This window comes from Sodalis sp. RH14, from assembly GCF_047324285.1.
In the GTDB taxonomy this organism is placed as follows: Bacteria; Pseudomonadota; Gammaproteobacteria; order Enterobacterales; family Enterobacteriaceae; genus Acerihabitans.
The window spans coordinates 4,446,384-4,459,502 of the sequence record NZ_CP178739.1 but is presented as its reverse complement, the minus strand read 5'-3'; the positions used below and the strand labels follow the sequence as shown (position 1 = coordinate 4,459,502).

General features: G+C 65.6%; 12 protein-coding genes. 6 read left to right on the top strand and 6 right to left on the bottom strand.

Features of this window, described 5'->3' with window-relative positions; all coding sequences use genetic code 11:
• Window positions 1-3: 3 nt before the first annotated feature.
• Genes ACL2XQ_RS20345 through ACL2XQ_RS20325 form a run of 5 tightly spaced genes read right to left on the bottom strand, consistent with a single transcriptional unit; the run spans window position 4 to window position 5,235 of the window.
• The gene (locus ACL2XQ_RS20345) at window positions 4-1,443 is read right to left on the bottom strand and encodes a hydrogenase 4 subunit D (protein WP_413721259.1); all 1,440 of its coding nucleotides are present in this window, start codon (window positions 1,441-1,443) and stop codon (window positions 4-6) included.
• 18 nt (window positions 1,444-1,461) lie between these two features.
• The gene (locus ACL2XQ_RS20340) at window positions 1,462-2,412 is read right to left on the bottom strand and encodes a respiratory chain complex I subunit 1 family protein (protein ID WP_413739629.1); all 951 of its coding nucleotides are present in this window, start codon (window positions 2,410-2,412) and stop codon (window positions 1,462-1,464) included.
• An 11-nt stretch (window positions 2,413-2,423) separates the two neighbouring features.
• Window positions 2,424-4,439 (bottom strand): hydrogenase 4 subunit B, encoded by a 2,016-nt coding sequence (gene hyfB, locus ACL2XQ_RS20335; RefSeq protein ID WP_410013870.1) that lies wholly within the window; start codon window positions 4,437-4,439, stop codon window positions 2,424-2,426.
• A gap of 2 nt (window positions 4,440-4,441) precedes the next feature.
• The gene (locus tag ACL2XQ_RS20330) at window positions 4,442-5,062 is read right to left on the bottom strand and encodes a 4Fe-4S dicluster domain-containing protein (protein ID WP_410013871.1); all 621 of its coding nucleotides are present in this window, start codon (window positions 5,060-5,062) and stop codon (window positions 4,442-4,444) included.
• Window positions 5,063-5,106: 44 nt separating this feature from the next.
• Window positions 5,107-5,235, bottom strand: a complete 129-nt coding sequence (locus ACL2XQ_RS20325; protein ID WP_410013872.1) for a hypothetical protein — start codon at window positions 5,233-5,235, stop codon at window positions 5,107-5,109.
• Between the two features lie 292 nt (window positions 5,236-5,527).
• On the opposite strand from ACL2XQ_RS20325, the gene hypA reads away from it, so the two are divergent.
• Genes hypA through ACL2XQ_RS20295 form a run of 6 tightly spaced genes read left to right on the top strand, consistent with a single transcriptional unit; the run spans window position 5,528 to window position 11,993 of the window.
• Entirely contained in the window at window positions 5,528-5,872 is a 345-nt protein-coding gene (hypA, locus tag ACL2XQ_RS20320) for a hydrogenase maturation nickel metallochaperone HypA (protein WP_410013873.1), read from the top strand.
• Window positions 5,873-5,911: 39 nt separating this feature from the next.
• Window positions 5,912-7,078, top strand: a complete 1,167-nt coding sequence (gene hypB / locus ACL2XQ_RS20315; protein ID WP_413739628.1) for a hydrogenase nickel incorporation protein HypB — start codon at window positions 5,912-5,914, stop codon at window positions 7,076-7,078.
• The gene (gene hypC, locus ACL2XQ_RS20310) at window positions 7,069-7,362 is read left to right on the top strand and encodes a HypC/HybG/HupF family hydrogenase formation chaperone (protein ID WP_413721256.1); all 294 of its coding nucleotides are present in this window, start codon (window positions 7,069-7,071) and stop codon (window positions 7,360-7,362) included. Before hypB ends, hypC begins: the two co-directional genes overlap by 10 nt.
• Window positions 7,349-8,464: a hydrogenase formation protein HypD gene (gene hypD, locus ACL2XQ_RS20305; RefSeq protein WP_410013876.1), complete on the top strand. Its 1,116-nt coding sequence runs from the start codon at window positions 7,349-7,351 to the stop codon at window positions 8,462-8,464. Before hypC ends, hypD begins: the two co-directional genes overlap by 14 nt.
• Window positions 8,461-9,474 (top strand): hydrogenase expression/formation protein HypE, encoded by a 1,014-nt coding sequence (gene hypE / locus ACL2XQ_RS20300; RefSeq protein WP_410013877.1) that lies wholly within the window; start codon window positions 8,461-8,463, stop codon window positions 9,472-9,474. The genes hypD and hypE overlap by 4 nt, the downstream gene beginning before the upstream one ends.
• Window positions 9,475-9,485: 11 nt before the next feature.
• Window positions 9,486-11,993 (top strand): carbamoyltransferase HypF, encoded by a 2,508-nt coding sequence (locus tag ACL2XQ_RS20295; RefSeq protein ID WP_413739627.1) that lies wholly within the window; start codon window positions 9,486-9,488, stop codon window positions 11,991-11,993.
• Here ACL2XQ_RS20295 and ACL2XQ_RS20290 read toward each other — a convergent pair.
• On the bottom strand, window positions 11,985-12,992 hold the full coding sequence (locus ACL2XQ_RS20290) for a LysR family transcriptional regulator (RefSeq protein ID WP_413721253.1): 1,008 nt from the start codon (window positions 12,990-12,992) through the stop codon (window positions 11,985-11,987). The two genes, ACL2XQ_RS20295 and ACL2XQ_RS20290, sit on opposite strands and share 9 nt — an antisense overlap.
• Window positions 12,993-13,119 lie beyond the last annotated feature (127 nt).

Genomic DNA, 13,119 nt, shown 5'->3' with positions numbered 1-13,119 from the left:
TCCTTATCCAAGCCAGGCGACGGCAATAAAGCTGGAGCACAGCGACATCACGATCAGAACCACCAGCACCGCGCGCATGGCCAGCGGCAGCGGCGCGGCCTGCGCCACCGCCTCGCTGGGCTTGCCGGGAACCACCCGTCCGAACCAAAAAAGCAGCCAGGCGAAGCTGGCGACAGACTCAATCAACACCAGGATCATCAGAGGCGTCAGCACCCAGTACTGGCTTGACAGGGCGAAGCCGGCGGCGAAAATCGGGAACTTGCTGAAAAAGCCGTTGAACGGCGGCACGCCGGTAATGGCCAGCGCCGCCACGCAAAAACCGATGCCCAGCAGCGGCATCTTGCCGATGACGCCCTTAAGCCTGGGCAGCATGCGGGTGCCGCAGCTGTAGCTGAAGGCGCCGGCCACCAGGAAGAACAGGCTCTTGGCGAAGGCGTGGTTAAAGATGTAGGCGATGCCGCCGTTGAAGGCCTCCTTCGACCCGAAGATCGCCAGCGACAGGGCGAAAAAGATATACGCCAGCTGGGTGATGGTGGACCAGGCCAGCAGCCGTTTCATATCCTTTTGCGGCAGGTACATCATAAAGCCGTAGATCATGGTCGCCACCGCCATTACCATGCCGACCCAGCCGATGATATGCGGTACGTCGCCGGCGGACAGGATGGCGCGGGCGAAGATATACACCCCGACCTTGACCATGGACGCGGCGTGCAGATAGGCGCTGACCGGGGTCGGCGCCTCCATGGCGTCCGGCAGCCAGGCTTGCAGCGGCAACTGGGCGGACTTGCCCCAGGCGGCGAACAGGATGCCGCCGAACACCACCAGCGCGGGGGTGCCGTGCAGCTGGCCCAGGGCGCTGAGGGCGAAGGTGCCGGTGGTGATAAACAGCGTCGCCGCCGCCAGGTACAGGCCGATGGAGGCGAAGTGGGTTATCAGCAGGGCTTTCATGGCGGAACGCTGGGCTTTCGGCGTCTGGTAGTAGCCGATCAATCCCCAGGAGCAGCCGCCGGTGATTTCAAAAAACAGCAGCTGGCCGAGTAGGGTGGACGACAGCACCAGCCCCGCCATGGCGCCGATAAACACCAGCAGGAAGGCATAATAACGATTGGTGCCCTCATGGGGATGCTCACGGTTGCCGTTGGTAAGGTAACCGGTGGAATACAGACTCACCAGCAGGCCGAGAAACACCACCGCGAACAGGATCAGGGTGCTGATGCGATCAACGGTGACGCCTATCAGCGCCGTGTCGCCATACGACAGCAGGGTATAGGTGGCGTCGAGCTTGCCGCCGCTGAAAAACGCCTGCGCCAGCCAAAGCGTGCCGAGCGTCGCCAGCAGCGCAAACAGGGTGCAGAGCCATTTCGCCAGGCGTTGGGGCAGGCAGGCGGTCAGCAGCGCGCCGGCAAATGGGACCAGAACAGTCGCAAGGGCTATATTCTCCATAATAAATTTCCTGGCTCCTTAAAGTCCGGTGAGGTAAAAAACAAAGGACAGCGCGGCGACGCCGAACCCCAGCCAGGTCACGCGCGGAATCAATAAAAAGCGCCCGCGCGCCAGGCTGTTTTCCAATAGGGAAGCGAGGGTAAACACCACGACAAGCTTGATAACCGTGGCGACCAGCGCCCAGAGCAGCGACGGCGCGGTCAGTTCCGTGACCTTGCCGAGGGGAATAAATACCGCCAGGAACAGTTCGGCCATCACCACCTGTTTCAGGCCGATGCCCCACTTCACCAGCGCCAGGCCGGAACCGCTATACTCGGTCAGCGGCCCTTCCTGCAGTTCCTGTTCCGCCTCCGCCACGTCGAACGGAATCTTGCCCATCTCGATAAAGGTGGCGAAGCCGCAGGCCAGCAGGGCCAGGAAAGTGGCGGTGGGGGAAATCCAGCCGGCGGAAAGCGTGGCGCTGATGGCGCCGATATTGGTGGAGCCGGTAATCAGCGCCACCACCAGCAGCGCCAGGATCAGGGTAGGCTCCACCAGCACGCCCAGCGTCAGCTCGCGGCTGGCGCCGATGCCGGCGAAGGTGCTGCCGGTATCCAGCCCCGACAGCGAAAAGAAGAACCGGAACAGCGCGAACAGATACAGCAGGGCGATCAGATCCCCCGCCGCGCCGAACGGTGAAAAGCGGGTCAGCACCGGCAGGGTCATGGACACCAGCAGCATACTGCCCAGCAGCACATAGGGCATGACGCGAAATACCGGCCCCGCCTGCTCCGGCGCCACGTCCTGGCGTTTGAGCAGCTTGGCGATATCGCGGTAATCCTGCCACAGCCCGGGTCCGCGCCGGGAATGCATACGGGCGCGGATTTGCCGTGACAGGCCGGTCAGCAGCGGCGTCAACGCCAGCAGCAGCAGCGCCTGGACCAGGGCGAACAGCCCCATGGTCAGCGACGGCAACGGTTGTATCAACATGGTCTCTCTCCTCAGAGGGCGGTGACAAGCAGCAGGATGACCAGCGCGGCGACCACGTACAGGCAGTAAATGCGGAAATCCCCGCCCTGCAAGACCTGGACCCGCGCGCCCAGGCGCTGGGTGATACGTACCAAGGGGTTGATGATATCCTCATCCCAGAAGGGTTCGACACGGCCCGCGCCGAGCGTGGCGTACTCCAGCGCCTGTTTAAGCCGGGGCGACGGGTCGAGCCGGCGCCTGAGCCCGTAAAGGGTGGCGAACATCACGCGCAGCGGCTGGGTAAAGCTGCCGGCCGACATGGCCATCAGCGGTTCCCAGGCATAACCGCAGGCCCAGGGATCGCCGCCGCGGCGATAGCCCGGCTGGGCGCCTTTGCGCAGCAGGTAAATCGCCAGCGGGATCAGCGGCAGGGCCAGCAGCAGGATAAACATCATCAGCGGCGACATCATGGCCTGGCCGGCCTGCTGCGGCACCAGCAGCGTCCCCTGGACCACGGTAAAATCATGGGTATGGCTCAGCCCGGCGGCGACGTTCGCCAGCACCGGGGCCACCAGGGACGCGCCGGCGCCAAGCAGTACGCACGACAGCGCCAGCAGCAGCATGGCCGTGGTCATCTGCCAGGGTACCTCGCGGGCCTGGGCGGCTTTATCGCTCCTGGCCGCGCCGCAAAAGCTGATGCCGTAGACCTTGACAAAGCACATCGCCGCCAGCGCGCCGGTAATGGCCAGCATCACCATCGCCACGGGACCGCTCAGGCGCATGATAAAACCGCCGTCATGGCTCATGGTGAACAGGGATTGATAGGTGTACCACTCGCTGACAAAACCGTTGAGCGGCGGCAGCGCGGAGATGGCCATACAGCCGATAAGAAACGCCATCGCGGTAAGGGGCATCAGGCGGCCAAGGCCCCCCATTTTTTCCATATCGCGGCTGTGCACGCGCCAGATAATGGCGCCGGCGCCGAGGAACAGCAGTCCTTTGAAGACCGCGTGGTTAAGCAAATGATACAGCGCGCCGAGCAGCCCGAGCGCGGCCAGCACCGGATGATGGGCGGCAATGCCCACCATGCCGACGCCCACCCCCATCAGGATGATGCCGATGTTTTCCACCGTATGCCACGCCAGCAGGCGCTTGATATCATGCTCCGCCAGCGCGTACAGCACCCCGAGCACCGAGGACACCGCGCCGAAGGCCAATACCAGGATGCCCCACCACAGCTGGCTGGCGCCCAGCAGGTCGATGCCGACCTTGATAATGCCGAAAATGCCGATTTTCACCATGACGCCGGACATCAGCGCCGAGGCGTGCGACGGCGCGGCGGGATGCGCGCGCGGCAGCCAGCTGTGCAGCGGCAGCATGCCGGCCTTGGCGCCGAAACCGAAAAACGCCAGCAGGAACACCGCCGAGGCGCCGGCGGGCGACAGCGACAGCCCGCGGAACGACGCAAACTCCAGGCTGCCGCTCTGGCGCCACATCAGGAAGAACGACACCATGATCAGTACCGACCCGGCGTGGGCGATAAAGAAGTACAGCAGCCCGGCGTTAACGGATTCTTCGTCCTGATCGGCAATCACCAGGAACCAGGACGCCAGCGACATCATTTCGAAGAAGATGATGAACCAGAAGGCGTTGTCCATCACCACAAGCGTGGCCATCGAGGCGATAAACAGGTTCATAAAGAAGCCCATCGCCGCCGCGCCGCGGCCGATATATTCGCGCACATAAGCGATGGAGTAGAGGGCGCACACCGTCACCAGCAGCGAAATCACCAGCAGCATAAAGGCCGCCAGCCCGTCCAGGCGCACGCTGAAGGCGGCAAAGGGAAAGGGGCCGGCGGCGGCCCAGGTCAGCGTCTCGCCGCTCAGCAATACCGGGACGGCGGCAAGTCCGCCCAGCACCCCGCCGGCCATTGCCGTCAGACCGGCGACCCATATCGCCAGCGCTTCCCGGCGCGCCAGCAACAGCGACAGGATGCCGCCGATAACGTACAACCCGAGCGAACCGCTGAGTAATTGAAAGGGGCCCATGTTTATTCCTGCTCCGGTGTAGGGGGGGAAAGAAAATCCAGATCCGACGACAGCCAGCGCGCCGCATAGTTGCGCCTGCGCCGGCTGGCCTGTTCCACCGCGCCGTCATCCACCAGCACCAGTGCGTCGGTCGGGCAGACCTTGACGCACTGCGGGCCGTCGGGATGGAAGTCACACAGGTCGCATTTCACCGCCACGCTCCGGACACCGGCGTTCCAGGCCAGGAACGGATTCATGTTCTGCGGGCTTTCCGGCACATCGGCCAGTTGCCGCGAGGGAATAAAATTCTCGAACAACGTGGGGATATTCACCGGCGTACTGCCTGAGGGCGTGATGGCGCCGAAGGGACAGGCCAGTCCGCACAGTTTGCAGCCGATGCACAGGCTTTCATTGAGCTCGATGGCGTCAGGACCATGGGTTATGGCGTTGACGGGGCAGACGCGGGCGCAGGGCGCGTCTTCACAATGGCGGCACAGCAACGGCGCGGTATGCTCGCCGGTACGGGTTACGTAAAGCCGGGGGTGCGACTGCAACCCCACGGCCTTATGCACCTGGGTACAAGCGGCCATACAGGTGTTACAGCCAATGCAAAGCTGTGGTTCCGCGATAACAAAGCGGTTCATAACCCTCTCCTCCAGGAGAAACGGATGACAGTCAGGCTGCATGCTTAATCGATGCCCGCGACTAAAGCATATTCCATGCCAGCAGTAGGGTTATAGCCGGCAAGGCCCGTGGCGCGGGCATCGGTGGGAGGGTGATCAAGGAAAAAAGGCGCGGGCGAGGGTAATATCGTCATAAGTGTCGACCCCGGCGGCCGCGGGAGTGTCGTCATAAGTGACGACGTGCCGGCGCCGGGGGCCGTGAAGGGAACAGCGCCGCCGGGGCTGGCGTCAGTCCTTTGATTTTTAAGTTTAAATTATTCGTGCCGGCGCGCCAGACCTGGCATCCCCCTTGCATGCGCATGATAAGCACTGCCACGGTCCCCGCGTCCGGAAACGCCCGCGGGACCGCCGCCCCGGCCTGGCCGCGGCCAGCGTCGCGCGCGAAGTCTTGACCGGGCGCTCACCCGACCTTAAGCGGAGCCATTAATGCATGAATTAACACTGGCGCAGAACACGCTGGAAATCCTGGAGCAGCAGGCGCGGTTAAACGGCGCGCGGCGCGTAACCGGCGTTTGGCTGTCCATCGGCGCCTTCTCCTGCGTGGAGGCGGAATCCCTGCATTTTTGTTTCGATATGGTGTGCCGGGGCACCGCGGCCGAGGGATGCGTGCTGCATCTCGAGCAGCAGCCGGCCGAGGCCTGGTGCGGGCGCTGCCTGCGCCACGTCATGCTGCCCGACGCGCCGCTGCTGGTCTGTCCGCTGTGCGGCGGGCATCAGCTGCAAACAGACGCCCATGACCACATCCAGATCAAACGACTGGAAGTGGCGTAACGTTATACTGGGCCTATTCACGATGTTAGGAGACTTGCCATGTGCAGTACCTGCGGTTGTGCCGAAGGCGAACGTCATATCGAGGGTGATGATGATCGCCACTCTCATCATCACCACAGCCATGCCGATCACGACCACGCTCATCATGACCATAGCCATGCCGATCACGATCACCCTCATCATGACCATGACCATGGCCACAGCCATCATGACGCCGCCCACGCCGCTTCGCCGCGCCGCATCAGCCTGACCGCCGCCGCGCCTGCGACGATAATCCATCATCACTATCACGGCGACGTGCATAATCATTACTACAGCGTGGCGCCGGGGCACATGCCGCCGCCGGCCGCCGGGCGCGTTATGGATCGCGACGGAAATGCCGGCAGCGGCGCCGGACGTGCCGCTTATCCCGCCGGGGATACCGGCGGTTCGGCGTTTATTCCGCAGTCAGGCCCCCAGGGGGATCTTGATTACGGCCAGGGCCCGGCGGGTACCCATGCGACAGGCCTTAGCCAGCGCCGCATGGTGGAAATCGAGATTGACGTGCTGGATAAAAACAACCGGCTGGCGGCACGCAACCGGGCGCATTTCCAGGCGATGAATATCCTGGCGCTGAACCTGGTTTCCAGCCCCGGATCGGGTAAGACCACCCTGCTGACCGAAACGCTGCTGCGGCTGCGGGACCGGGTCAGCTGCGCGGTGATCGAAGGCGATCAGCAAACCACCAATGACGCCGACCGCATCCGCGCCACCGGCGTCCCGGCCATTCAGGTCAATACCGGCAAAGGCTGTCATCTCGACGCGCAAATGATCCATGACGCCGCCCAACGGCTGGCGCCGCCGGAGAGCAGCCTGCTGTTTATCGAAAACGTCGGCAACCTGGTGTGCCCGGCCGGTTTTGATCTGGGCGAGCGGTTGAAAGTGGTGGTGCTGTCGGTCACCGAAGGAGAGGACAAGCCGCTGAAATATCCCCATATGTTCGCCGCCGCCGGGCTAATGATCCTCAATAAAACCGATTTGCTGCCCTGGGTGACGTTTGACGTCGATATCTGTATCGCCAATGCCCGCCGGGTGAATCCGGCGATTGCGGTGCTGATGGTGTCGGCCACCACCGGCGCGGGCATGGACGCCTGGCTGGGCTGGCTGACGGATCAGCTGGCCGGCGGCCGGACAGCGGCGGACGCGGAGGCACAGTCATGTGCATAGGCATTCCCGGCCAGGTGATGGCGCTGGATAACGACAGCCCGGGCAACGCCTGGGTCGATGTGTGCGGTGTTAGACGCCGGGTTAACGTGCGGCTGGTTTGCGCCGACGAGGCCGCCATGGCCGCGTTGCCGGGTCAATGGATCCTGGTGCATGTCGGGTTTGCCATGAGCCTGCTCGACGAGCATGAGGCGCGGGAAACCCTGGAGGCGCTTCAGGCCATGGGCGAGGTGGAGCCCGACGTCGGTTATTTCCTGCGCGGAGGTGAGCCCGATGCGGTTCGTTGACGAATACCGCCAGCCGGAGCTGGTGCGCGGCCTGGTCACCCGCATCGCCGAGCGCATGCCTTTTACCGGCTATACGCCGGCGCGCCCCCTGCAGATCATGGAAGTGTGCGGCGGCCATACCCATGCCATTTTTAAATTTGGTCTCGATAAATTACTGCCGCCGTCGCTGGAATTTATTCACGGTCCGGGCTGTCCGGTTTGTGTGCTGCCGGCGGGGCGCATCGACGCCTGCCTGGAAATCGCCCAGCGGCCCGGGGTGATTTTTTGCACCTTCGGCGACGCCATGCGCGTGCCCGGCCGCAACGGGTCGCTGCTGACCGCCCGCCAGCGGGGCGCCGACGTGCGTATGGTCTGGTCGCCTCTTGACGCGCTGGCCATTGCCCGGGCGAACCCCGACCGGCAGGTGGTGTTTTTCGGCATCGGGTTTGAAACCACCATGCCCGCCAGCGCCGTCACCCTGCAGCAGGCGCGCGCCGACGGCGTGGAGAACTTTTTCCTGTTCTGCCAGCACATCACCCTGATGCCGACGCTGAAAAGCCTGCTGGCGCAGCCGGATGTGCGCATCGACGGTTTTATCGCCCCCGGCCATGTCAGCATGGTGATAGGCGAACAGCCTTTTGCTTATATCAGCGATGTTTGCCATAAGCCGGTGGTGGTCACCGGCTTCGAACCGGGGGACATCCTGCAGGGCCTGCTGATGCTGATCGAACAGTACGCCGCGGGGCGCTGCACGGTGGAAAACCAATACCGGCGCGTGGTGCCGGGGCAGGGTAACGGCCTGGCGCAGCGCGCCATGGACGAGGTGTTCATCACCGCGGGCGCCAGCGAATGGCGCGGCCTGGGGGTTATCGACGATTCCCGCGTCAGCCTGCGTCCGGACTGGATGGCGTTTGACGCGGAGCTGCGGTTCCATCCCGCCCAGCAACCCGTGGCGGATGACCCGCGCGCCCGCTGCGGCGCGGTGCTGACCGGGCGCTGCAAGCCGGCGGACTGCCCGCTGTTCGGCGGCGTCTGCACGCCGGAAAACGCCTTCGGCGCGCTGATGGTTTCATCGGAGGGGGCTTGCGCCGCCTGGTATCAATATCGTCGGAGTGAGGCATGAACAAACAGATTACGCTGGCGCACGGCAACGGCGGCGGCGCCATGCAGGCGCTGATAAGCGGAGTATTCCTCAGCGCCTTCGACAACCCGCTGCTGTGCACCGGGGAAGACCAGGCCCGCTTGCAGCTGAGCGAAATGACCGCCCTGGGCGACCGGCTGGCCTTTACCACCGACAGCTATGTGGTCGACCCGCTGTTTTTCCCCGGCGGCGATATCGGCAAGCTGGCGGTGTGCGGCACCGCCAACGATCTGGCGGTCAGCGGCGCCACCCCGCGCTGGCTTTCCTGCGGTTTTATCCTTGAGGAAGGACTGCCGCTGGAGATCCTGGAACGGGTGGTGCGGTCGATGGCCGCCACCGCCCGCGACGCCGGCATCCAGATTGTGACCGGCGACACCAAAGTGGTGCCGCGCGGCGCGGTGGATAAATTGTTTATCAATACCGCCGGGCTGGGCGTGATCCCGACCGGCATCGACTGGGGCGCGTCCCGTATCCGCGCCGGCGATCGCATCCTGGTCAGCGGTACGCTGGGGGATCACGGCGCCACGATCCTTAACCTGCGCGAGCACCTCGGCATGGAGGCGGATCTGGTCAGCGACTGCGCGGTGCTGGCGCCGCTTATCGCCGCCCTGCGCGATATCGGCGGCGTGCGTACCCTGCGCGACGCCACGCGCGGCGGCGTGACCGCCATCCTGCATGAGTTCGCCCGCGGCAGCCTGTGCGGCATGAGCATTAACGAGGCGGCGCTGCCGGTAAAAACCACGGTGCGCGGACTATGCGAACTGCTGGGGCTGGAGCCGCTGAATTTCGCCAATGAAGGCAAGCTGGTGCTGATAGTGGACGCGGCGGCGGAGCAGCAGGTGCTGCGGGCGCTGCGCGCGCACCCGCTGGGACGCGACGCCGCGGTCATCGGCGAGGTGACCGGGGATAAACAGGTCCGGCTGCGCGGGCTGTACGGCGTTAGCCGTTTGCTCGATCTGCCCCATGACGAACCCCTGCCGAGGATTTGCTAGCGGAGAAGACGATGGCGCACAACGGCGTATTGTTACGCATCACCGGCAAGGTCCAGGGGGTGGGGTTTCGGCCCACGGTCTGGCAGGTGGCCCACCGCCTGGGATTGACCGGCGACGTCGGCAATAACGCCGACGGCGTCGAGGTGCGCCTGTGGGGCCACGATGCCGGGCGGTTTATCGCCCAGCTGCGCCGGGACTGCCCTACGCTTGCGACCATCGACGAAATCGATATCCTGCCCTGGCAGTGGGCGCGCCCGCCGTCGTCGTTTACCATTATCGAAAGCCGCGGCGGCGCGATGAAAACCCAGGTAGTGCCGGACGCGGCCACCTGCGGCGACTGCCTGGCCGAGCTGTTTGATCCCGCCAATCGCCGTTTCGGCTATCCTTTTATCAACTGCACCCACTGCGGGCCGCGTTTTACCCTGATCCGCCGCATGCCCTACGATCGGCCCAATACCGCCATGGCTGCGTTTCCCCAATGCCCTGATTGCCTGGCTGAATACCACAACCCCGCCGACCGGCGTTTTCATGCCCAGCCGAACGCCTGTCCCGCCTGCGGGCCGCAGGCCTGGCTGGCGGACCGCCACGGCGGGCGGCTGGCGGCTGCCGATGACGCCATTACCGAGGCGGCGCGCAGGCTGCTGGCCGGGGAAATCGTGGCGGTGAAAGGCTTGGGCGGTTTTCACCTGGCCTGCGACGCCACCAACCCGGCGGCGGTGGCGCGGCTGCGCGCGCGTAAACGGCGGCCGTCCAAACCGCTGGCGGTAATGATGCCGGACAGCGACTGGCTGCGCCGCTGCCTCGGGCATGCCGACCCGGCGCTGGTGGCGTTGCTGCAATCCGCCGCCGCGCCCATTGTGCTGGTGCCGTTGCCGCCCTGTGCGACGGCGGTCGCCTACGGCGCGGACGTTGCCCCCGGGCTTGCCGCCTCCGCTGCCGGCGCGCCGGCCGATCGGGCGTCCGGTGACGGCGGCGCCCCGGCGCCCGGTGCGATAGACGCGCAGGCGCCGCTGGCGCTGTGCGCCGATATTGCGCCCGGCTTGCATGAAATCGGCGTGATGCTGCCGGCCAGTCCGCTGCAACATCTGTTGCTGCGTCGCGCCGGACGGCCGCTGGTCATGACCTCCGGCAATCTTAACGGCCGGCCGCCGGCGCTGGATAACCGCCAGGCGCTGGATGAGCTGGCCGCCATCGCCGACGCCTGGCTATTACACGATCGCGATATCGTCCAGCGCGCCGATGATTCCCTGGTGCGCCTCAGCGCCGGGGGGGTGGAGATGCTGCGCCGTTCCCGCGGCTATGTGCCCGACGCCATCGCGCTGCCTCCCGGATTTTCCCGGGCGCCGGCCATACTGGCCATGGGGGCGGATTTAAAAAACACCTTCTGCCTGCTGCGCGACGGACAGGCGGTGCTCAGCCAGCATCTGGGCGATCTGGCGGATGAAGGCATCCAGCGCCAGCGGCAGCAGGCGCTGGCGCTGTTTCACGCCATCTGGGATTTTACGCCGCGGGCGGTGGCGGTGGACGCCCATCCCGGCTACCTCAGCCGGCGCTGGGGCGCGGCGCTGGCGACCGAACGCGGCTTACCCTGCCTAACCATCCTGCATCATCACGCCCATCTGGCGGCCTGCCTGGGTGAACACGGCTGGCCGCTCGACGGCGGGCCGGTAATCGGCCTGGCCATGGACGGGCTGGGCTACGGCGGCGCGCGGCGGCACGGCAACCCGGCGCAAGACATACCGCCGGATGACGACAGGCGCGGGGACGGCCTGGCGGACAGCGGGCATGAGGGCGGCGCCCTGTGGGGGGGAGAATGCCTTCTCGTGGACTACCGCGAATCCCGGTGGCTGGGCGGCCTGCCCGCCGTCGCCCTGCCCGGCGGCGATCTGGCGGCGCGCCAGCCCTGGCGCAACCTGCTGGCGCAGTGGCTGCGCTTTGTGCCCGACTGGCGCGGCCTGCCGGAAGCCGGGCATATTCCCGCGGGCGCGGGCGAGCTGCTGGCCAGGGCGGTGGCGCGCGGGATCAACGCGCCGCCGGCGTCTTCCACCGGCCGGTTATTTGACGCGGTGGCCGCGGCTCTCGGGGTGTGTGCCGGCGAAACCAGCTGGGAAGGGGAGGCGGCCTGCCGGCTGGAGGCGCTGGCGTGGCGCGGCGCCGGGCAGGGAGGGGAGCCGGCGGTGACTTTGCCCGTATCGCTACCCTTGCTGGATAACCGGCTGGATATGGCGACCTTCTGGCGTCAATGGCTGGCCTGGCGCGCCGGCCCGGCCGAACGGGCCTATGGCTTCCACCTGGCCCTGGCGCGGGGATTCGCCGCGCTGGCCCGGCAGGCGGCGGCGCGCCATGGCATCGACACGGTGGTCCTGTCCGGCGGCGTGCTGCATAACCGGCTGTTTCGCGAACTGCTGGTGCGGGAACTGCAGGGCCTGCGGGTACTGGTTCCCTCCCGGCTGCCGGCCGGCGACGGCGGACTGGCGCTGGGACAGGCGCTGATCGCCGCCGCGCGCCTGCTAGGCTGAGCTGTCCCGGCACGGGGCTACGTCCGCTGCGTCTTCCCGGCCTTTGGGATCGGCCGCGGCCGGATTTTCCGGCGCCGCGCCGTCAAGCAGGGCGGCGTACTCCCGCTGCAGTTCCCCGCATCCGAGCTTCAGCCGCTCGTACAGCTGGCGTACCGCCGGCGAAAATTGCCGACGGTGCGGGCAGATAAGATGCAACGGCACGCGATCGCCGCCATAGCCTTTCAGCACCACCTCAAGCCTGCCCGCGCGCACGTCATGGCATACCTCCAGCCAGGACTTATAGGCGATCCCCTCGCCGGCAATGGCCAGGCGGCGCACCACTTCCGCGTCGTCGCTGGTCAGGGTGCCGCTTACGCCCACCGCCTGCGGCTGGCCGTGCGGATAAAAACGCCACTTATCATACACACGGCCGTGCAGCACAAACGTCAGGCAATCATGTCCGGCCAGATCGGCCGGGGTCGAAGGCCGGCCGCGGCGCGCCAGATACGCCGGCGACGCCACCACCACCCGCCGGTTTTCCGCCGCGAGCGGCAGGGCGACGTAGCTGGCGTCATCCATAATGCCGTAGCGGAAGGCCACATCCACCGGATCCTTGAAGATATCGGTCACCTGATCGGATAAATAAAGCCGCACCTGCAGGTTGGGATGATCATGACGAAATTGGGTGATCCAGGGCAGCAGCACGTTACGTCCCAAATCGGACGGGGCGGCGATTTGCAGCATACCGTGCAGGCCGGCCGGCTCCTGATGCAGCAGGTCCTGCCCCTCGCGCAGGCTGCGCAGCGCTGCGCGGGCATAAGGCAGATACTGCTCCCCTTCGGCCGTCAGGCGCAGGCTGCGGGTGGAACGGGCAAACAAACGGATGTTCAGCTCCCGCTCCAGGCGCTTGATCGCCGCGCTGACCTGGGCCGGCAACAGATCCGCCTCCCGCGCCGCGTTCGAAAAGCTGCCGAGCGCCGCCGAGCGGACAAACAACGCCAAATCGTCAATCCTTACCATGTTTCTTTACCATCACCGGGCCGGCCGCGCCATGCCAAGCGTGCGCCGGAAATAAGCCATACCGGCAGTATAACGCTGAATAAGGGGCGGGACGGTGGACAAAATGCGGCCGCCGGCGGGCAGGCGC

Excerpts from the sequence above, each read along its gene's own strand:
- hypA (WP_410013873.1), top strand. The coding sequence starts at position 5,528 with ATGCATGAATTAACACTGGCGCAGAACACGCTGGAAATCCTGGAGCAG.
- ACL2XQ_RS20330 (WP_410013871.1), bottom strand. The coding sequence starts at position 5,062 with ATGAACCGCTTTGTTATCGCGGAACCACAGCTTTGCATTGGCTGTAAC.
- ACL2XQ_RS20345 (WP_413721259.1), bottom strand. The coding sequence starts at position 1,443 with ATGGAGAATATAGCCCTTGCGACTGTTCTGGTCCCATTTGCCGGCGCG.
- hypD (WP_410013876.1), top strand. The coding sequence starts at position 7,349 with ATGCGGTTCGTTGACGAATACCGCCAGCCGGAGCTGGTGCGCGGCCTG.
- hypB (WP_413739628.1), top strand. The coding sequence starts at position 5,912 with ATGTGCAGTACCTGCGGTTGTGCCGAAGGCGAACGTCATATCGAGGGT.
- hypE (WP_410013877.1), top strand. The coding sequence starts at position 8,461 with ATGAACAAACAGATTACGCTGGCGCACGGCAACGGCGGCGGCGCCATG.
- ACL2XQ_RS20340 (WP_413739629.1), bottom strand. The coding sequence starts at position 2,412 with ATGTTGATACAACCGTTGCCGTCGCTGACCATGGGGCTGTTCGCCCTG.
- ACL2XQ_RS20295 (WP_413739627.1), top strand. The coding sequence starts at position 9,486 with ATGGCGCACAACGGCGTATTGTTACGCATCACCGGCAAGGTCCAGGGG.
- ACL2XQ_RS20325 (WP_410013872.1), bottom strand. The coding sequence starts at position 5,235 with ATGACGATATTACCCTCGCCCGCGCCTTTTTTCCTTGATCACCCTCCC.
- ACL2XQ_RS20290 (WP_413721253.1), bottom strand. The coding sequence starts at position 12,992 with ATGGTAAGGATTGACGATTTGGCGTTGTTTGTCCGCTCGGCGGCGCTC.
- hyfB (WP_410013870.1), bottom strand. The coding sequence starts at position 4,439 with ATGGGCCCCTTTCAATTACTCAGCGGTTCGCTCGGGTTGTACGTTATC.
- hypC (WP_413721256.1), top strand. The coding sequence starts at position 7,069 with ATGTGCATAGGCATTCCCGGCCAGGTGATGGCGCTGGATAACGACAGC.